Annotated in this window: 16 protein-coding genes and 1 tRNA gene; 12 read left to right on the forward strand and 5 right to left on the reverse strand. The window is 39.4% G+C overall.

What is annotated here, in order from left to right; translation table 11 throughout:
- Both HMPREF3216_RS01545 and HMPREF3216_RS01550 read right to left on the reverse strand, forming a co-directional pair.
- Positions 1-937 (reverse strand): hypothetical protein (locus HMPREF3216_RS01545; protein WP_230953846.1); only part of this gene is annotated, 937 nt, incomplete at its 3' end.
- Between the two features lie 179 nt (positions 938-1,116).
- A tRNA-Asn gene (locus HMPREF3216_RS01550) sits at positions 1,117-1,189 on the reverse strand.
- A gap of 297 nt (positions 1,190-1,486) precedes the next feature.
- Between HMPREF3216_RS01550 and HMPREF3216_RS01555 the strand changes: the two genes are divergently transcribed.
- On the forward strand, positions 1,487-2,239 hold the full coding sequence (locus tag HMPREF3216_RS01555) for a M23 family metallopeptidase (RefSeq protein WP_060786629.1): 753 nt from the start codon (positions 1,487-1,489) through the stop codon (positions 2,237-2,239).
- An 88-nt stretch (positions 2,240-2,327) separates the two neighbouring features.
- The gene (locus tag HMPREF3216_RS01560) at positions 2,328-4,151 is read left to right on the forward strand and encodes an AMP-dependent synthetase/ligase (protein WP_155639665.1); all 1,824 of its coding nucleotides are present in this window, start codon (positions 2,328-2,330) and stop codon (positions 4,149-4,151) included.
- Between the two features lie 66 nt (positions 4,152-4,217).
- Here the strand turns inward: HMPREF3216_RS01560 and HMPREF3216_RS01565 are convergent, their stop codons facing one another.
- The 3 genes from HMPREF3216_RS01565 to HMPREF3216_RS01575 all read right to left on the reverse strand — a co-directional run bounded on the left by HMPREF3216_RS01565 (position 4,218) and on the right by HMPREF3216_RS01575 (position 7,352).
- On the reverse strand, positions 4,218-5,942 hold the full coding sequence (locus tag HMPREF3216_RS01565; RefSeq protein WP_060786631.1) for a substrate-binding domain-containing protein: 1,725 nt from the start codon (positions 5,940-5,942) through the stop codon (positions 4,218-4,220).
- 91 nt (positions 5,943-6,033) lie between these two features.
- Positions 6,034-6,840: a fructosamine kinase family protein gene (locus tag HMPREF3216_RS01570; RefSeq protein ID WP_060786794.1), complete on the reverse strand. Its 807-nt coding sequence runs from the start codon at positions 6,838-6,840 to the stop codon at positions 6,034-6,036.
- 83 nt (positions 6,841-6,923) lie between these two features.
- On the reverse strand, positions 6,924-7,352 hold the full coding sequence (locus HMPREF3216_RS01575; RefSeq protein ID WP_060786632.1) for a hypothetical protein: 429 nt from the start codon (positions 7,350-7,352) through the stop codon (positions 6,924-6,926).
- Positions 7,353-7,557: 205 nt separating this feature from the next.
- Between HMPREF3216_RS01575 and leuS the strand changes: the two genes are divergently transcribed.
- The 10 genes from leuS (at position 7,558) to HMPREF3216_RS01625 (ending at position 19,233) form a co-directional block, all read left to right on the forward strand.
- Positions 7,558-10,542, forward strand: coding sequence for a leucine--tRNA ligase (gene leuS, locus HMPREF3216_RS01580; protein WP_060786633.1), 2,985 nt, complete (start codon positions 7,558-7,560; stop codon positions 10,540-10,542).
- 139 nt (positions 10,543-10,681) lie between these two features.
- Positions 10,682-11,449: a ComEA family DNA-binding protein gene (locus HMPREF3216_RS01585; RefSeq protein ID WP_060786634.1), complete on the forward strand. Its 768-nt coding sequence runs from the start codon at positions 10,682-10,684 to the stop codon at positions 11,447-11,449.
- A gap of 363 nt (positions 11,450-11,812) precedes the next feature.
- Positions 11,813-13,288: a ComEC/Rec2 family competence protein gene (locus HMPREF3216_RS01590; RefSeq protein ID WP_230953847.1), complete on the forward strand. Its 1,476-nt coding sequence runs from the start codon at positions 11,813-11,815 to the stop codon at positions 13,286-13,288.
- Positions 13,289-13,428: 140 nt separating this feature from the next.
- Positions 13,429-14,403, forward strand: a complete 975-nt coding sequence (gene holA, locus HMPREF3216_RS01595; protein WP_060786636.1) for a DNA polymerase III subunit delta — start codon at positions 13,429-13,431, stop codon at positions 14,401-14,403.
- 70 nt (positions 14,404-14,473) lie between these two features.
- Positions 14,474-15,001 (forward strand): tRNA (adenosine(37)-N6)-threonylcarbamoyltransferase complex ATPase subunit type 1 TsaE, encoded by a 528-nt coding sequence (tsaE, locus tag HMPREF3216_RS01600; protein WP_060786795.1) that lies wholly within the window; start codon positions 14,474-14,476, stop codon positions 14,999-15,001.
- A 38-nt stretch (positions 15,002-15,039) separates the two neighbouring features.
- Positions 15,040-15,834 carry a tRNA (adenosine(37)-N6)-threonylcarbamoyltransferase complex dimerization subunit type 1 TsaB gene (tsaB, locus tag HMPREF3216_RS01605; protein ID WP_060786637.1) on the forward strand — a complete coding sequence of 265 codons (795 nt, stop codon included), beginning with the start codon at positions 15,040-15,042 and terminating at the stop codon, positions 15,832-15,834.
- Between the two features lie 20 nt (positions 15,835-15,854).
- Entirely contained in the window at positions 15,855-16,472 is a 618-nt protein-coding gene (rimI, locus tag HMPREF3216_RS01610; RefSeq protein WP_060786638.1) for a ribosomal protein S18-alanine N-acetyltransferase, read from the forward strand.
- Positions 16,453-17,517, forward strand: a complete 1,065-nt coding sequence (gene tsaD, locus HMPREF3216_RS01615) for a tRNA (adenosine(37)-N6)-threonylcarbamoyltransferase complex transferase subunit TsaD (protein ID WP_060786639.1) — start codon at positions 16,453-16,455, stop codon at positions 17,515-17,517. Before rimI ends, tsaD begins: the two co-directional genes overlap by 20 nt.
- 35 nt (positions 17,518-17,552) lie before the next feature.
- Positions 17,553-18,653 carry a tRNA (adenine-N1)-methyltransferase gene (locus tag HMPREF3216_RS01620; RefSeq protein WP_060786640.1) on the forward strand — a complete coding sequence of 367 codons (1,101 nt, stop codon included), beginning with the start codon at positions 17,553-17,555 and terminating at the stop codon, positions 18,651-18,653.
- 22 nt (positions 18,654-18,675) lie between these two features.
- On the forward strand, positions 18,676-19,233 hold the full coding sequence (locus tag HMPREF3216_RS01625) for a SixA phosphatase family protein (RefSeq protein ID WP_060786641.1): 558 nt from the start codon (positions 18,676-18,678) through the stop codon (positions 19,231-19,233).
- The last annotated feature ends 56 nt before the right edge of the window (positions 19,234-19,289 follow it).

Raw genomic sequence — 19,289 nt, forward strand, 5'->3', positions numbered from 1 at the left:
TACCGCCGTTACCGCCGTTACCGCCGTTACCGACGTTGCCGACGTTGCCTTGACCGCCTGGGTTGCCGTTGCCGCCGTTACCGCCGTTGCCGCCGTTACCGCCGTTGCCTTGGCCGCCGTTGCCTTGGCCGCCTGGGTTGCCGTTTCCACCGTTTTGCTGATTCTGGTTCTTCTTTTTCTCCTCTTCTGCTCTCGCCTTCTCTAGCGCATCCTGAATCATTTTCTTGAGCTTTTTGTTTTGTTCCTCTTCTGCTTTCTTCTTTGCTTCATCGTCTGCTTTCTTCTTAGCAGCAGCGTCCTCTTCTGCTTTCTTCTTAGCAGCAGCGTCCTCTTGAGCCTTCTTCTTTGCTTTTTCTACATCGTCAGGAGGAATGTTAGGAATATTAAGCTTTGGCCTACGGTTTATTCTAGGAGCCTTACGAATAACAGGAGCAGTAATTTTTTGCAGCTGCTTTTGAGCTTCTTCGTCTTTCTTCTTTGCTTCTTGAGAAGCTTCATCGCTTGCAGCTTTGTCTATCATAATAGATGTTATGCTGCGAATGCGTTGAGCGTTATCGGAATACCATTGCGCAGCAGCAATAGCCTGAGCGCTTTGCGAACCTAAAGCTTCTGGAGAATTTGCATTGCAAACAACTGTTTCTGGTATGCGCAGCTTCATAAGCTTGCTCAACAACTTGCCGTTTTCGGAATCTTCTTTAGCAAAAGATACAAGCAGAGAATTTTTAATAAGCTTTTTCCAAGACTGGTTTGCTTTAGTTACTTGTGCAACCTGAACTTCGCACTGCTTGCGAGCCTCTTTTACGCGTGCATTATGCTGAATATTCCAACATACAGCGCCTACGCAAAGAACCAGCGCAAGAACTACAACGCCAGTTATAAGAATTATCATCTTCTTTTTGTTGCCATGGTTAATGGCTTTGGAGATGTTTTCTAACATATTCATCCTCTGTTTTTCAATATTTGCCAAGATTTGCTTTGTGCAAACGACACTTATAGTCTACGCCAAACTAAGTACGTAATGCCTTGGAACTTATAGGTTTTTGAGCGTTTGAGTTAGCTTTAACGCAAAACTTTTGTAAAACAAAAAACCACCAGGATTGCTGGTGGTTTATCTTGCTCCTGCGGCTGGGCTTGAACCAGCGACCATTCGATTAACAGTCGAACGCTCTGCCAACTGAGCTACGCAGGAATATTTTCCATGCTTGGCTTTGTGCCGTGCACAAGACATTTATATTACACGGAATTTGTGGATATGCAAATATGAGTCGATTTGGGCGTGTCGAAAATCGCTAACGCTGAAATATTGGGAAATATTGGGGAAATATCAGGGATTTATAGCCTTTAACCACATTGTTAAAAAAATCTTTACTAAAAAAGAATCGTGTGAAACACTTTTAAAAAAATAATAAATGGAAAGTAAATAAAATCAATAAAACCCTTGAAATACGCCATTTTTTAGGAATTCTAAACAAAAAGGAGAGCAGTAATGTGGAAAATATTTAACATAAAAGTTATTAATAAAAAACACGCAAAAATCAGAAAACAAATTAAAAAAATAAAAACATATGTTTTTAAGCATAAAATACTTTTTGCGTACTCATTAGCGTTTTTTGCGTTGATTGCGTTTGTTTCAATAATCCAGGTTCTAGAAAATTCAAATGTGACTAAAAAGCTTGAATACGAATATGTTCAATTAAATAAGCCAGATTCTTATAAGCAGCCCGCAAATATATGCACGAATAATAATAAAACGCTTATTTTAGCTGCAAGCAAAATCGAAGAGATAAAAGAGCTAGAGTATTGCAAATCTAGGATGATATATCCAGTAAAAGAAGCGAATATTATTAAAGATTTTGATAAAGATTTTGACGGCCCGACTAAGCCTTGGATTGCAGGACACAGAGGTGTTGATTTACAAGCTTTAGAAGGCACAGAGCTCCGCGCTCCAGCAGATGGGGTAATCGCCTTTGCGGGGCTGGTTGCTGGAAAATCTGTTGTAACAATAAGTCATGGTGTTTTAACATCTACTTTTGAGCCAGCGTATACGGATTTACCTGTTGGGTCAATTGTTAAAAAAGGGCAGAATTTTGCCTATGTAACAGTTGGATCGGATCATTGCGATAATCTTTGCGTTCAATGGGGATTAAAACGAAGAAACAAAACATACGCAAACCCTAGAAAGATGGTTCAAAAGCAAAAAATAGTTTTAAAACCAAAAGAAGATTTAAACGTAAAGTAGTAAAATGCGTATCGTATAGTGTATGTAGATTCTTGAATAAATAATAGAGTCATTAATTAAACGAGTATACGCACTTTAAGGAGCAATTATGCAAAAGTATTCTCGCAGTCTTAATGAGAAGATTGATTACGACGCAAATATTTTTTCGCTTCTTGAAAACCGCGTAGAGCGTAATCCTAATGGCTCTTTAATTGAGTATGCTTCGGGTAATGGAAAATGGGGCTCCTACAGCGCTAAAGAGTTTAGAGACTTAGTTATATCGGTTGCAAAAGGGTTTATAGCGCATGGAGTTATGCCAGGGGATTCAATATCTATAATTGCTCATACTTCTTGGCAGTGGACTTTACTAGACATGGCAATAATGTCTATTGGGGCTTTAACTGTTCCAATCTACGAAACAAGCTCGCTAAGCCAAATAGAAAACATTATTAACGATTCCAACGTAAGCATGATTTTTGTTGAAGACCAGGCAATGAAAGAAAACGCTCAGACTGCAAAAAAATCATGCAAAAGCCTTGAAGAGATTTTTGTATTAAATGCAGACGCAATCGAAGCGTTTATTGAATACGGAAAAACCGTTACAGATGCAGAATTCTACGAAAGAGAAAAAGCCGTTAGAGGCAAAGATTTGGCAACAATTGTTTATACTTCTGGATCTACTGGAGAGCCAAAGGGTATTGAGCTTTCGCACGGTAATTTTGTTTTTATAGCAAAATCTGGAATACTTTCTATGCCAGACATAGCATTAAGAAGCAAGAGTGGTACTCCAAAACTATTGTTATTCCTTCCACTAGCGCATGTTTTTGCGCGATACATGCAATTTTTCTGCTTTGCTGGAAACGTTACACTTGGATTATCGAGTAATCTTAAAACAATACTAAGTGATTTTGCTAGCTTTAAACCAACATTTGTGCTTGGTGTTCCTAGAATATTTGAAAAGATTTACAATGCGGCAAGTCAAAAGGCTGGTAGAGGGTTAAAAGGCGTTATATTTGCTTTAAGCGTAAAAGTTGCTAAGCAATGGTCAAAAGCGCAGCAAAGTGGTGCAATGGTTTCGCCAATGATTGCAATAAGCCATGAATTCTTTAAAAAAACCGTATACAAGTCGATTCTGCAAGTTTTTGGAGGAAATGTTGATTACGGCGTTTCGGGCGGAGCGCCTTTAGACACATCAATATCTCACTTCTTTAATGGAATTGGGCTTCCAATCCTCGAAGGCTACGGAATGACGGAAACATGCGCTCCATCAATGGTAAACCCTACAAAAGGGTACAGAATTGGAACAGTGGGGCTTCCTGTTAAAGGTGTGTCTGTAGCAATAGACAACGAGGGAGAACTTTGTATTAAAAGTCCTGCAGTATGCGTTGGATACCATAATCACCCAGAAATAACAGAAAAGCAAATAGTAAACGGCTGGCTTCACACGGGAGATTTTGCATTACTAGAGCCAGATGGATTTGTTAGGATTACAGGCCGAAAGAAAGATTTAATAATAACAGCAGGCGGTAAAAACGTTTCTCCAGGTATTCTAGAAGCGTGTGTTATGACATGCCCAATTGTTTCTCAATGTGTTGTTTTAGGAGATAGAAAGCCGTTTATCTCGGCAATTATTGCACTTGATTTGGCAGAAGTAAACTCTTGGCTTATATCTAGGGGAGCAGGGCCTGTGCGCTCGCTGGATGAAGCTAGAAAGAATTCAATTGTTAAGTCCGAGATTGAACAAAGTGTTGTAAAAGCAAATTCCAAGGTTTCTAGAGCGCAGTCGATTAGAAAGTTTGAGATTGTTCCAGATGCCTTTACTCAAGAAAACGGATTGGTTACCCCAAGTCTTAAAGCAAAGAGAAGCGTTGTTTTAGAGCGTTACAAAGATCTTATTGAAAATAAGATTTATGCTCCAAAATCTAAAAGATAATCGCATTAATCTCTAGCTATAAGGCGTTAGATTAAGGTGCAAAAGTAATGTGCTAGCCTAAGGCGATTAAAGCCCTGCGTCTGCAAGAGTAACGTAGCCTGGGTCTATTAAAAGCGCCTTAAGATTTGTTGCACTAACTGCAAGAATAGTTTCAGTTGCCACTGGCACGTCTTTTTGAGGCCCATTATTGTTTACAAAAATGGTTACATCTTCTAGCTGTGTAATCTTTCCAGAAGTGTTTAACGAATTGCATTGTTCTGCAACATCTACAGAAATCTTTTGAATGTTTTCTATAGAAGTCATCCATTGTTTTCCGTTTACAAGATTAGGCAATGCATCTTTATATGCTCCGTAGCCAGTAATAATAGGCCATTTTGAATCGTTTACAACAGAGATTGCAGATTCGCTTTGACTATTCTGGCTGTTATCTTTGTTGCTATCTTGATTATCTTTATTGTTTTTATTATTTTTACCGCTTTTGCCTGTTTTTTGGTTTGAAGAATTGTTATTTTTTGAATTAGAAGGAGCTGGAACTTTCTTTTTGCTTAAATTACGCTTTCCAATAAAGTTTCCAATAATGTCTGGAAGGGTAAACGAAGGATTAATATCTGCAGAACTTCCTTTGTAACCAAGCTCTTCTAAAGCATTTTCTGCTTGCATAACAACTTGATCTTCTAGAGCAATAATGCCATCTACGTGTTTTGTTGAAGTTGCTTGATTGCTATTTTTTTCAATAAGTCTAAATTCAAGTTCTGCTTTAACAGAATCAGAATTATCCGCATCTATAGCAACGTTTTTCCAATCGTTTTCGGTGGAATTTTTGTTAAGCTTTCCAGAAGGAGAAAACATTAGTCCAGATTCATAATATGGTTTTAAAACCTTCCAGATTCCTTCGAAGGCAAGTCTGGAAAATTCGTCATCAAAATCTGGAGTTTTGTACGAAGAATCTTCTGAATTTATTCCTCGTTTATTTATTCCAATGTGAAAATGAACATTTTGCTTTTGATTATGGCAAGGCAAAAGCACTTCTACACTTTTTGGATTATCTTTAGATGCTTGATTTAGAGCCAATTTTTGTACAAGAGTGTGAGCTTGAATCTCTCCGATTCTTTGAGCCGAAGAAAGGTTAAATAGAATATCTGGCTTAAATCCATTGCTTAATCTAGAAAGCATAATAACGTGCATTCCAGCTTTTTTGGCAAGTTCTAAAGCGTTTGAAAGCCTATTTTCTGCTTCTTCTTGATTCTTTAAATCATCGTTCGATTGATTGGTGTTTGAATCTGGCTGTGTTACATAATCGCCATAATTATTATGTCCGTTTTTATTGCTCCAAGGTGCAACAACAATCGTTGTTTTTGAAAGTTGTTTTTTTACGCTATTTTGAAGGTTTTTAACGTTCGTTTTTGCGTTTTTACTTTTGAGCGATTTAGCAGAGTTATTGGAGTTTAGTGAAGTAATAGTGTTTACAACATAGTCTTGAATATCTTGACTTTGATTGTACAAGCTGTTAGAAGACTTGGTTGTGATTGCGTTGCTAGAAAATCCTCGCTTTTTTAGCGATTTTACTATTTCTGGAACAAGATTATCCCATGTGCTTAATGGCGTTTTTCTACTTAAATTTAGCCCGTCGGAAGGTGTGAAAATTATAACGTTTCCGTGATTTACTTCAGACTTTGCGCTAGGCGACGCGTTTTGTACGCTAGATCCGCATGCGCAAATTGCAAAAAGCATTGTACTTGCTGCCAGAGCAGCAATAACTTTGCGCAAAATATGCTTATGCGTGCGAATCATAGTTAAAGCCTTTCGTAAATTTAGTTCTGTTTTTGCTTATTTGTTAAAAAGTATTTACTAAAAAGTATTTGTTAAATTATCTAATACAAATTCAGCGATTAAGCAAATCTAAGCACATGTCTCTATACTCGCTAACGTAGCCTCCACCAAAGAAAACACAATGGCCAGCAATAGGGTAGAGTTGCCAAATTGTCATGCGATTTTCAAAACCAGATTTTAGTGGATGAACAGACTGGTAGCCGTCTAGAATCTGCTTAAAATAGCTGATTCCAAATAGGTGAAGCATTGATAAATCTTCTTCGCGGTGACCGCCGTGAGCTGCAGGGTCAATTAAAACAGCTTCTGTGTGTTCGCCATCTTCGCTTTTAGTCCAGAGTACGTTCCCGCTCCATAAGTCTCCGTGAACGCGCGCTGGTTTATCTTCAGCGGCTTTTCCAAGTAAATTTGGTAGAGCATCAATAACTTTATTTGTAAGATCTAAATCGCTTTTTGTAAGGCTTCCCCTAGAAATACCAAGGTTTACCATTGGCAAAAGTCTGCCTTCTGCCAAATAGTCAATAACGTTGTTCCAATCGCCGCAATCCATTTTTACTGGGTCACTTAGGGGGCCAAAATAGCATGTTCCATCATAGTCTGCTGGTGGTTCGCCAAAATATTTAGCGCCAAAATCGTGCATATGAGCCAAAGATGCTCCAAATTCAAACGCTGCTAGAGGAGTAGGGCTTGTAGTTTCAATGCGCTCAATGTTTAAATAGTCTTTTCCCCAGTCAAAGACCTTAGCAACTTTAGGCCCGCCGCAAGTATAAGCTTCACTAAGCCAATTAAGACCACGCCCCTCGCATTCAAAGAAGCGGTCTGGCGCATATGACCTGCTTTTTTTGTACACGTTATTACTCATAGCAACCTCTGTGCTTGTATTTATACCAATCACATTATTTTACTTAAGACTTTGCACAATAATCATTTTTGTGTCTGATTTTTTTATTTTTTATTTTTAACTGTGCAAAGATTTTTAACAAACTGATATCCAAAAAGTAATCCTGCTAATGCTAGTGCGGAGCCTAATCCAGTATAAAACACTGCAATAAAGCGTTCTGGAGCAAGATTTGTTGCACGAATAGTAATGCCAAAAGTAATCATAAAAGCCATGATTATAAATGATTTAACGTCAAAGAATTTAAGGAAAAATTGCTTGTTTTCTTTGTATGAGTTAATTCTGGCGGTATGTTTTTTTACGAGTTTTCCAAAAATAAACACTTGAAATATTGCAAAAACAACTAATGATAAAACAAAATTAATAGCAGATAAAAAGTTTGAGTATGCAATAATGCCAATGCGAAGAATATTGAATCCAGCGAATCCCCATACAAGGCATGCAATTAGCAAAAGCGTGTTCTTTGATACTTTCATAACTCAACCTCTTTAAATCGTTATTTTTTAATCAATTCTTGTGTTGAATGCGTAAAATAATTGTACTAATCATTTTTTAGCAAAACGCTAAATAATAGTATTTTGTGAATTATGCATTAAAACTTTCAGAAAATCTTTAAAATATACAAAAAAAGTTGTAAAAAGTGTTGCAAATTGACGATATGAGTCGCTATAGTGCTTGTTTATGGAAGACAACGATCAACAATATTCAACAGCTGACAATAATGCTACAATCGCTGAGCCAGCTTTTCGTTACAATGCGCAACTCGCACAAGATATTGAGCAGCGCTGGCAAAAAACTTGGGACGAGCAAGGCACGTTCTGGGCGGCAAATGTTAAGGGCAATTTAAAGGATGGAGACGGTAAGCTTGCAAATGGCCGCCCTTCTTTCTTTGCAATGGATATGTTCCCGTATCCTTCTGGCAAAGGCTTGCATGTTGGGCATCCTCTTGGATATTTGGCAACAGATGTTGTAAGCCGTTATCACCGCATGAAGGGCGAGAATGTTCTGCATGCTATGGGTTACGACGCTTTTGGACTTCCAGCAGAACAGTATGCTGTGCAAACTGGCCAGCATCCACGCATTACTACCGAGGCGAATATTGCAAATATGCGTAGGCAGTTGCATCGCATGGGCTTGAGTTTTGATGATCGTAGGTCTTTTGCAACTATTGATACAAATTACGTTCGTTGGACACAATGGATTTTCTCAAAGCTTTACGACGCTTGGTACAACCCTGATTTTGTGCGTAAAGATGGCGGCAAAGGTTCTGCTCGACCAATCTGCGAGCTGGTTGATGAGTTTAAGAGCGGCAAACGCGAAATCCCAGGTTTTGCAGGTAAAAAGTGGGAAGATCTTAACAAGGTAGAGCAAGCGGATGTATTAAACGATTTCCGTATTGCATATATTTCTAAGTCTCCTGTAAATTGGTGCCCAGGATTGGGAACTGTGCTTGCAAACGAGGAAGTTACTGCAGAAGGCAAGTCTGAGCGTGGAAACTTCCCAGTATTCCAGCGCAATCTTCGTCAGTGGTCAATGCGAATCACCGCTTACGGTCACCGATTGGTTGAAGATTTAAATACTATTGATTGGCCAGAAAAAGTTAAGCTTATGCAGCGAAACTGGATTGGCGAATCTCACGGTGCTTCTGTTCATTTTGATGTGCCATGTGCAGATGGTAAAACGCGTGATTTGGAAGTATACACAACTCGTCCAGATACGCTTTTTGGCGCTACTTTTGCGGTTGTTTCCGTTGATCACCCAATTCTTGAGCATGTTCCAGAAGCCTGGGATTCTAACGTTCCAGAAAGTTGGAAGGGTGGCTACGCAAGTCTTAAAGAAGGCTTAGCTAAGTATCAAGCTCAAGCTAGAGCAAAGACTGCAAAAGATCGCACAGAAGACGCAGGAGCTAAAACTGGTTTGTTTACTGGTCTTTATGCAATTAACCCTGTAACTGGAGCGAAGCTTCCTCTGTTTACTGCAGACTATGTGCTTATGGATTACGGCACGGGCGCAATTATGGCAGTTCCAGGCGGCGACCAGCGCGATTACGATTTTGCTAAGGCGTTTGGTTTGCCAGTAATCTACACGGTTGAACCACTTGCTGAATCTGGCGAAAAGTTGGCAGATTACGAAGGTAATGCTCCGTTTGTTTCGCATGACGGAATTGTTATTAACTCTTCTGTAGAAAAGACTTACAAGGGTGGCAATGCCTTATCTATCAACGGTTTGCGCGTAGATGAAGCTATTAAAAAAGTTACAACTTGGCTTGAAGCAGCTGGTGTAGGCAAAGGTAGAGTTTCTTACAGACTTCGCGACTGGCTGTTTTCTAGGCAGCGCTACTGGGGAGAGCCTTTCCCAATTGTTTACGATGAGGATGGTGTTGCTCACTTAGTTCCAGATAGTGAGCTTCCGATTGCTTTGCCAGATGTTCCAGACTACCAGCCAAAGACTTATGCTCCAGATGACGCAAATTCCGAGCCAGAAGCGCCATTGAGTAGAAATGAGGATTGGGTTAAAGTTCAGCTTGATCTTGGAGATGGCGTAAAAACCTACTATCGAGATACAAACACTATGCCAAACTGGGCTGGATCTTGCTGGTACTACATGCGCTACTTGGATCCAAACGACGCTGAGCACATGGTTGACAGCGACGAATATGACTACTGGATGGGCACTAACCGTCCAGGTAAAGAGCATGTTTCTGGCGGTGTTGACCTTTATGTTGGTGGTGTAGAGCATGCAGTTTTGCATTTGCTTTACTCCAGGTTCTGGCACAAAGCGCTTTATGACTTGGGTTACGTGGATTCTGCTGAGCCATTCCATCGCCTATTTAACCAGGGCATGATTCAGGCTTATGCGTACACGGACGAGCGTGGACAGTATGTTCCAGCAGACGAAGTTGAAGAAGGCGCTAATAGCGGCGCTGGCGAGCCAACATTTACTTGGCATGGCGAGCCTGTTAATCGCGAGTTTGGCAAGATGGGCAAGAGCCTAAAGAATATTGTGACTCCAGACTACATGTACGAAAACTACGGTGCAGATACATTCCGCCTGTACGAAATGAGCATGGGTCCGCTTTCTGAATCTCGCCCTTGGAATACGCGTAATGTTGTTGGCGGCATGCGATTCTTGCAGCGCTTGTGGCGTAACGTTGTTAACGAGGAAACTGGAGCTTGTGTAGTAACAGAAGATGCGTTGGACGAGAAGACGTTAAAGCTTCTTAACAATACAATTGCAGAAGTGACTGTAGAGATGGAAGCAATGCGACCAAACACTGCAATCGCTAAGCTGATTGTGTTAAACAACCACTTGACTTCTCTGCCACACGTACCTCGCGCTGCAGTTGAGCCGCTGGTTCTTATGCTTTCTCCTATTGCTCCGCATATTTGCGAAGAGATGTGGAGCAAGCTTGGGCATACTAAGTCGATTGCTCATGCAGATTGGCCAGTTGCAGATTCTCGCTACGTTGGCGCAGATACTGTTACGGCTGTTGTGCAAATCAAGGGCAAAGTTCGTGCAAAGCTTGAAGTTGATCCAAATATTGAGGCTAGCGAGCTAGAAAAACTCGCGTTGGAAGCTGTAGCTGATCGCTTGGGTGGTAAAGCTCCGCGCAAGGTGATTGTTAAGGCTCCAAAGATTGTGTCTATTGTGCCAGACGAAAGCTGAAATCTAATGTTTTCTAGGCAAAATAGCCTTTAACCACATTGGTTAATTTTACTTGAAAGATGCTTATCTTCATTTAATAGTGGAGGTAAGCATCTTTTTTATTAATGATTATTTAAACAATAAAAGGGGGTGATTAAAGATGCATAAAACTAGTCGTAGCGTTCTAAGCAGGTTTGAAGCGATTGATGGATTGAGTCATAAAATTAACCAAGAAATTAAAGAGAATGCGTTGGATTTTAATAATCTTGCCACTAATGCCAATAAATCTTCACTAGATTTTAATGATTTTAATAAACGAAACGAAGCGAGAATAAAAAATAGCATAAGACTGGCTATAAAACCTGTTCATATTCTTGCAATAATGCTGATTTTGGTTGTTTGCTTAGCTTGTAGTTTAACAATGCTAATAGGTCAATATGCAACGTATAGCAAGTTTTATGCTTATAACGCTAGTAAAGTCGCAAGCAAAACTGGCAGTAAATCTGTTAGCAAAATCGACGATAAAGTCGAAAATAAATCCTCCAAAATTCAATCTTCTAGCAAGAATTTTAAAGAGAGCAGTGTGAATGGCAAAAATAGCTCTAATGCGATTATTAAAGATAATGAGGGCAATGATTATAAAAAGCGCGATTCTAAAAGTGCTAATTCTAACAAAGATTATGCAGCGAACAGCGAGAACAAAGATTTTGCTAATAATGCTTTAAATAAAAAAACTTGCATAAACATAAACACGGCTGGGGTAGAAGAATTACAAGAAATAAAAGGCGTGGGGCCAAAAATGGCTCAAAGAATATTAGATATGCGTAAAAAAGTTCGTGTTTTTAAACGCGTTGAAGATTTGTTGCAAGTTAATGGGATTGGCCCTAAAACCTTTGCAAAAATTAAACCAATGACTTGTGTTGGCTAAAAATCGCCTATTTATAGGTTTGTTTTATAACTTTGTTCTTTAAGGTTTAAGATGGAAGAATTTTATTGGAATTGTGAAACTGGTAACAAGGATTTTAGACTTGTTCCAATTGCTTTTGCAGTGTGGTTTGGCTGCTTATATGCAAGATTTGTATGCGAAGTAAATCATATTTTAGTGCATACAATAATTGCCACTTTTGCTTTTGCTTTTATATGTTTTTGCTGTGTATTTGCTAATGGCATGTTTAAAGTTAAATGTTTAGAACGATTGAAAATAATCAAATATAAACAAACTTTTTACGCGATTGTATGTGCGTTTTTAGCTTCCTTTATTATTTGCTCAATTACGCAATGTTTAGAAGGGATGGATCCTGTTTTTTCTGTTATTAAAAGCAATGGCGTTAAAAATGAGCAAAATCATAATGTAAATAATGGCGCTAAAAATGGCGATTTTAAAAACGTTAAAGTGGTTATGAAAATAACATCTCCTTTAAGAACGTCTCCTTCTTTTAGAGGAGATTGTGTATCTAGCGTTAGAGTTAAAAGTGTTGAGGCAAAAGATAAAAACAATGCTGTGCAAAAATATGCGAGTTTTGTAGATGCAAAACTTTACGCTTTTAATCCAGTTTGCAAAGCAATAAATTATGGGTATACGATTAGCAGTTTTGCGAGGATTGGTATTTCTAAATTCGGCGCAAATGCTGTAGAAATCCAAATCCCTAAAGTTGGTAAAGAAGATAAATCTGGTAAAAATCAAGTTCAATCGTTAAAAGTGATTGAAAAAGCTGGGTTTTTAGCAAGTGCTTTAAATAATCTTTATAAAGAATTTTACAATGTTACAAGCAATTTGAGCGAGCAAGGTAAAATGCTAGTTCCTGGTCTTACTGTAGGACTTTTAGGTCAAGAGCGTTTAAGTGATGATAGTGAAAATAAAAGTAGTCAAATTGACAGCACGTACGCAAATACAATGAAGCAAAGATTTAAGATTTCGGGAATAATGCATTTAATGGCAGTATCTGGAGGCCACTTTTTGCTTATTGCTGCAATGATTCGTAAAGTTTGCTTATATTTTCTTGCTCCAAAATGGCTATGTGCTGTTCTTGAAACAGTTGGAAATATTTCTTTGGCGCTTATTGTTTACCCGTCGGCGTCTGTTTTGAGAGCGCTTATAATGGGCATTATTTGCTCAATTGCGTTTTTGCTTTCTAGAGCATATCAGTCTGCTAGTGCATTGAGTTTAACTGTTATAGGCGTTCTTTTTGTTTGCCCAAAATACGCATGGGATTATGCTTTTGCTCTTTCGGTTTGTGCAACTTTTGGAATAATCGTTTGCGCAATGCCGTTGAAAAGAATCTTTTTAAGATACATGCCATCTTGTATTGCGAGCGCATTAAGTATTACATTGTGTGCGCAATGTTTTACACTTCCTGTTCAAATATTAATGCAACCTCAAGTGTCTTTTATATCTATTTTAACTAATTTGATTGTTACTCCTTTTGTTGACTTTGCAACGATTTTTGGACTTTTATCTCTTGTTTTTGCGTGTTGGAATTATTCGATTTCGTTGTTTTTTGCTAGTTTTTCTTCGATTGGAACAAACATTATGGCATTTTGCGCTTGGAACCTTGGAGACTTGCAAATTGGCGTTTTTCCTTGGATTGCGGGGCCATTAGGTGCTTGGTTGGCGTGCATTGCTGAATTTAGTGTATTTTTCGCTATTCTTTTTGCAAATAAGTATCTTAAAAATAAAGAGTTTTACAACACGTTTAAGATTTATGCTCAAGCAAAGTCAAATCGTTTTAAGCATCTTATAGACGATTCAGTTAAGCTTTTTGAATAATTTGTCTAATTTTTTATCTAGGAATGTTTTAAGTTTTGCATAGTTTGTACAATTAATAAGGTGTTAAAAAGCTAAAATTAATCCTATTAATAGTAAATTCGATTGGTTAAGTTACAAAACATTGGCATTAAGGGGTACGCATGCAAACGTTAAAAAACTTTGCGCCAGTTACGATTGTGGTTGGCGGGGATGCGTATTTAAATGATTTAAACGCTCGCGATTTAAAAGCGCGCATAATAAGCGCGTATCCAGATGCGGATGTTGTAAATTTAGATGCTTTGATTGCCGATAAATACGCTTTTATAACAGCTACAGGCCCGTCTTTGTTCTCTAGCGGAACGATTGTTGTTATTAGCAATCTTGAGCAGGCAGATGAAGACTTTGTGCAAGCGCTAGTTGATTTTTGTGCTAATAATTCCAAGTCTAATGGCACTGATTGCTGGGTTATTGCCCGCCACGAAGGTGGTGTTAAAGGAAAATCAATAGTTACCAAGCTTGAAAAAGCTGGAGCAAACAAAATAACTGTTCCAGATCTTAAAAAAGACGATGCAAGGCTGAATTTTGTTATAAGTCTTTTTGAAAGACAAAATCGCAGCATAGAGCCTATGGCAGCTGGGCGTATTGTAGAAGTCTTAGGTGGAAAGACCGATCAGTTGGCGGCACTGTGCTCTCAGCTGTGTTTTGATTTTGACAATAATCCAATCACTTTAAAAATAGTTGACCAATATTTAACATCGGATCCTCAAGTTACTGGATTTTTTGTGGCAGATAAAGCTGCACAAGGAAATGCGCCTCAAGCTATTCTTGCGGCAAGAACTGCGATTTTGCAAGGCGTTGATCCTATAGCATTAATTGGCGCACTGGCTGTAAAAATGCGCATAATTACAAAGGCTATAGCAGTTAAAAACGGTCAGATTTCCACTCCTCAAGCAAAAGTGAACCCTTGGGCACTAAAAATGGCTATGAGAGATTTAGGTGGATGGAATGAAAATGGAATTCGTAGGTGTTTTAAGTGTTTAGCATGGGCAGACGAACAGTGTAAAGGTGGAGCAAGCAACGCTGATTATGCTTTAGAAAAATGTATTAGCATGATTGCTTGCCGTGGACGTTATTAAATTAAGACGAAAGTGTGTGATTTTGGAAAATCAGAATAGCAAAAAGCTTGTAATTCCAACGGATTTGTGCATGCAGGAGCTTGGAAAATCCATTGCAAAAATAGTGCGTGAAACAGACGTTATTTTGCTTTCTGGCCCTCTTGGTGCTGGAAAAACAACGTTTGCAAAAGGATTTGGGCAAGGTCTAGGAATAAAAGAGCCGATTGTTTCCCCAACCTTTACTATTGCAAGAGAACTTAAAGGCACGTTTTCTAACGGAAAAGCGGCAAATCTAATTCACGTAGACGCATACAGGCTTGGTGGAAAAGATTACGCTCCAGGCCAAGATACGGTTTCTAGGCTTCTAGACGAGCTTGAATCGCTTGGATTAGATGAGGCTTTGGAAGAACCAGGTGATGGAACTGTTGTGCTTATGGAGTGGGGAGAGCAGATGGCGGGCGTTCTTGCGGATGTTCGTCTTGAAGTTCATATTGATAGGCCGATTGAACAGTCTGGCAAAGATTCTAATTCAAACCAGCTAACAAGCGAAGGGAATCGCGTTGTAACACTTGTTCCAGTTGGAGGAGATTGGTGCGATCGACTAAAAATTCTTGATTAAGAGTAAGCTAAGTTGGTTGGTTAATTTAAGGAACAAAAATGAGCAATACGCTGATTATAGATACGTCATACGGTTCAACAGTTGGAGTTGTAGGCTATAAGCCAATAGTGGAAACGGATTCGCGTACGCATGTTGAAAAGCTGCAAGTAAACATTGATTCTGCAGTAAAAAATGCTGGTCTAGAGCTTAATCAAATAGACGAAATCGTAGTTGGAGTAGGCCCTGCTCCTTTTACAGGTTTACGAGCTGGATTAGTGGCAGCTAAGGCGATTGCTTTTGCAAATAACGCTAAGATTTTAGGTTGCAACAGTTTGATTGCGCAAAGCCTAATGATTCGTTCTGGAGCTTTTGAAGAATCGCTTGAAAATGGCGTTATTTCTAAAGATTTAATAGTCGAAAATAATGAATCCTGCAATACTGAACGCAAATATGTTCTTTCGCTTAATGACGCTAGAAGACGCCAAGTTTATATGAGTTTATACGACGATAGTGGTTGCGAAGTAATAAAAATGGATATTGATTATCCTGCAAATATTGTTGAAAGAGTTAACCAATATTTTGAATCAAATAAAATTTGCGACTACTGTGTTTGTGTTGCGGGTCATGGCGCTAAAAAATATGTTGAAGATTGGAAGAAAATCAAAAGCATACGCTTAATTGCCGAAGTGAGCGCTCTTGATTTAGGCGTAAAAGGATTAGAAATATTTAAGCTTTGCGCAAGTCAAAAAGATGTTATTGAACCGCTTTATTTAAGAAGACCAGATGTATCGGTTCCAAATCCGTTGAAGTACGTTTTGGGTTCTGGGGCTGCTACAAAAGTGGCGGAAAAATAGGATTCAAGTAAAGTACGCATATGATTGTAGACATAACTTGCTCAAAATATCCAGCTTGTGCATCAAATAGTAAAAGCTGCGCTATAGAGAAAATTGATTATTCAAAATGCGAAGCAATAGTTTCTCAAATTGCAAAAATCGAAGCAGACTTGTTTGGACCAGGCTGTTGGAACAAGAACATGATTTTGCAGGAATTGCAAGCGCCAATGCGTGCATATTATGCAGATATTGATTTAAACACAAATACGGTAGTAGGGTATGCAGGATTTTGGTTTGATGGCGATGATGCGCAAATAATGACAATAGGCGTTGCAAAAGAATATCAAAAGCAAGGAATTGCAAGCAATCTTCTAAAGACAATGATTGAAAATGCAAAATCAATAGGCGCAAAACGAATGCTTTTAGAAGTTAGGGTAAACAACAATCCTGCGCTAAAACTGTATGAAAAATTCGGTTTTACAAAAATGGGATTACGAAAAAGATACTACATGCCAGAAGGAATAGACGCATATACAATGTGCGCGCAAATAGAAGACTTAGAAGGCATAGAAGGCATAGAAAACTTAGAAGAATCTAGCGAAGCTTATAACAGTAACAGTGCTAAAAGTGAGGATAACAATGAGCGAAACAATGAATAAAACAAGCGAGCCAATAGTTTTAGGCATTGAATCAACTTGCGACGAAACAGCAGCAGCAATCGTTAAGGGAAGAACATTAGTTTCTAACGTTGTAGCATCCTCAATGCAAGAACACGCGCGCTACGGTGGTGTTATACCAGAAATCGCCTCGCGCGCACACGCAGAAGCATTCGTGCCAGTGGTTTCAAAAGCGTTAGCAGATGCAAATATGGATTTAAGCGATATTGACGCTATAGCAGTGAGCGCAGGTCCAGGCTTAGCGGGTTGCTTAGCTGTTGGCGTATCTGGAGCTAAAGCACTAGCAAGTGCTGCAAAAAAGCCGATTTATGGAATAAATCACGTTATTGGCCACATTGCTGTAACGCAATTGCAATTTGGCGATGTGCCTAAAGACGTTTTAGCGCTTATAGTTTCTGGAGGTCACACTTCTCTTTTACACGTTAACAACATTGCGCGCAGCATAGACGTTGTTGGAACAACATTAGACGATGCTGCTGGCGAATGCTTTGACAAAGTAGCTAGATTGCTGGGATTCCCTTACCCAGGAGGTCCGCATATTGATAGGCATGGGCGCCTTGGAGATCCAAATACGTTGAAAGTTCCACAAGGACTTACGCAAGGCAGATCTGGCAAAGAGCACCCTTACGACTTTAGTTTTTCGGGAGTAAAAACAGCTGTTGCGCGTTGGGTAGAAGCTCGCCAAGCACAAGGCTTAGAAGTACCAGTTGACGATGTTTGCGCATCTTTAGCAAACTCGGTTGCAGATGTTCTTTCGCGCAAAGCCATGATGGGCTGCGAACAGTATGGTTCTAAAACGCTGCTGATTGGTGGCGGATTCTCTGCAAACTCGCAACTTAGAGAGCATCTTTTAGAGCAAGGCAAAGAGCATGGAATCGAAGTTCGTTTGCCGGAATTGAAGCTTTGCACAGATAATGGAGCAATGGTGGCAATGCTTGGTGTGAATTTGGTGGAAGCAGGCGTTCGTCCATCTGCTCCAGATTTTGCAATCGATTCAGCAATGCCACTTACAACCGTTAGCTTATAATATAAAAGTCATATTAAAAACAAGCGAGGTGTTTTGTGTACGAAAGCTATACGCGTAGAGGAGCTTTGCAAGTTGGTGAAAAAATCCAATTCACCGATAGAAAAGGCAAGCGAATCACAGCGCAGCTTACTAAAGGCGGAGTTACACAAACCGAGCATGGCATTATTTTGCACGATGATGTTATTGGCAAAACTCAAGGCATTGTAGTAACAACAGTTAGCACAAAACGAGATTTTGAGCAGAGCAATAAGCCAGTTGATGCATCTAAAGAATCAAACAAGCCATGGATGGCAGCGCGCGCAATAGGCGGATGGGATTATGTAGTTATGCGTCCGCGATTGACGGATTACGTTTTATCCATGCCAAGAGGCGCTCAAATCATGTATCCAAAAGATATTGCACAAGTGATTTCTTTAGGAGATATTCGCTCTGGAATGCGCGTTTTAGAGTCGGGAGCAGGCTCTGGGGCAATGAGCTTAAGTCTTTTAGATGCGGTTGGGCAAAGTGGTGAGCTTACAACAATAGAGCTTAGGCCTGATTTTGCCAGAATTGCGCAGCTAAACGCAACGATTTACTATGGTGAAAAACCAAAATGGTGGAATCTTTTAACTGGAGATTTTGATTCAGTGGCAAAATCTCTTCCAGAAGGCTATTTTGACCGCATTATGTTAGATATGCTTGATCCTTGGAACAGGCTTGAACAAGCTTATAGAGTTATTGCTCCAGGTGGCGTATTGGTTGCGTACGTAACAACTACAACGCAAATGTCTAGAATGGCACAAAGTTTGCGTGCTTCGGGAGTTTGGACGGAGCCAGAGATTCAAGAAACGTTAGAAAGAACTTGGAAAGCTCAAGATTTAGCAGTTAGACCAGATCATGCAATGATAGGTCATACTGGTTTTTTGGTTATTTCGCGCGCAATGGCACAAGGATTTAATGCGCTAAAAAAGCGCGAGCGTGCTACAAAAGATACTGTTAGCGATATTGATGCTTTAACACCCGAAGAGCGCGCAGAACAGTTAGAAGACTTATCTCTTAGAGATATATCCGATAGAAAACTTAGAAAAGTTTTAAAAGATTTAGACTCGCAAATAGCACAGTTACCTAACCAAAATCCAAAGTCCAACAAGGCTTAACCGAAGACTGTAGGAGATTAAAATGGCGGCGTCAATCAAGAAAATTGCTAAAAAAGTAAAGCACGCAAAATATGTGTTGTTACTAATGCGCCACGCAAAAGCACATCCGCCAACAATGGGAGACGATTGGGGAAGAGACCTTAGCGATAAAGGCTTAAAACAAGCAAAAATAATGGCAAAAGGCTTGCAATCTTTAAAGCTTGTTCCAAATTATATTGTTTGTTCAAGCGCGAATCGCAGCGAACAAACAATGCAAAAAATGCTTAAAAAATTTGGAGATTCGCCAATAGTTGCATCAAGAAAAAGCTTATATGATGGCGGAATGCAATCCGTAATGGATGAGCTTTGTGCTATTAGGAGTGAATCTAGAATAACAATGATTATAGGCCATGAGCCAACAATGTCGATGGCTGCACAATGGCTTTCTTCCGCCGATTCAGACCCAGATGTTTTAGGAACAATGCGACTTGGACTTTCCAATGCTTCGATTGTTGTTCTAGTATCTGAAACGCCTTTTACAACCTGCGGACTTCGAGGAGCAAAAGCCCTGGGCGTTATAAGTCCAAAAGATTTTGAGTAAAATACGCGGAAATCTGTATAAAATCTGCATAAAATCCGCATAAAATACGCATATAA

Source organism: Gardnerella vaginalis (assembly GCF_001546455.1).
Classification (GTDB): domain Bacteria; phylum Actinomycetota; class Actinomycetes; order Actinomycetales; family Bifidobacteriaceae; genus Bifidobacterium; species Bifidobacterium vaginale_B.

Coding starts and splice junctions, on each gene's coding strand:
- leuS (WP_060786633.1), top strand. CDS start 7,558: ATGGAAGACAACGATCAACAATATTCAACAGCTGACAATAATGCTACA.
- HMPREF3216_RS01555 (WP_060786629.1), top strand. CDS start 1,487: ATGTGGAAAATATTTAACATAAAAGTTATTAATAAAAAACACGCAAAA.
- holA (WP_060786636.1), top strand. CDS start 13,429: ATGCAAACGTTAAAAAACTTTGCGCCAGTTACGATTGTGGTTGGCGGG.
- HMPREF3216_RS01570 (WP_060786794.1), bottom strand. CDS start 6,840: ATGAGTAATAACGTGTACAAAAAAAGCAGGTCATATGCGCCAGACCGC.
- tsaD (WP_060786639.1), top strand. CDS start 16,453: ATGAGCGAAACAATGAATAAAACAAGCGAGCCAATAGTTTTAGGCATT.
- tsaE (WP_060786795.1), top strand. CDS start 14,474: ATGCAGGAGCTTGGAAAATCCATTGCAAAAATAGTGCGTGAAACAGAC.
- HMPREF3216_RS01625 (WP_060786641.1), top strand. CDS start 18,676: ATGGCGGCGTCAATCAAGAAAATTGCTAAAAAAGTAAAGCACGCAAAA.
- HMPREF3216_RS01590 (WP_230953847.1), top strand. CDS start 11,813: ATGGATCCTGTTTTTTCTGTTATTAAAAGCAATGGCGTTAAAAATGAG.
- HMPREF3216_RS01575 (WP_060786632.1), bottom strand. CDS start 7,352: ATGAAAGTATCAAAGAACACGCTTTTGCTAATTGCATGCCTTGTATGG.
- tsaB (WP_060786637.1), top strand. CDS start 15,040: ATGAGCAATACGCTGATTATAGATACGTCATACGGTTCAACAGTTGGA.
- HMPREF3216_RS01565 (WP_060786631.1), bottom strand. CDS start 5,942: ATGATTCGCACGCATAAGCATATTTTGCGCAAAGTTATTGCTGCTCTG.
- rimI (WP_060786638.1), top strand. CDS start 15,855: ATGATTGTAGACATAACTTGCTCAAAATATCCAGCTTGTGCATCAAAT.
- HMPREF3216_RS01585 (WP_060786634.1), top strand. CDS start 10,682: ATGCATAAAACTAGTCGTAGCGTTCTAAGCAGGTTTGAAGCGATTGAT.
- HMPREF3216_RS01560 (WP_155639665.1), top strand. CDS start 2,328: ATGCAAAAGTATTCTCGCAGTCTTAATGAGAAGATTGATTACGACGCA.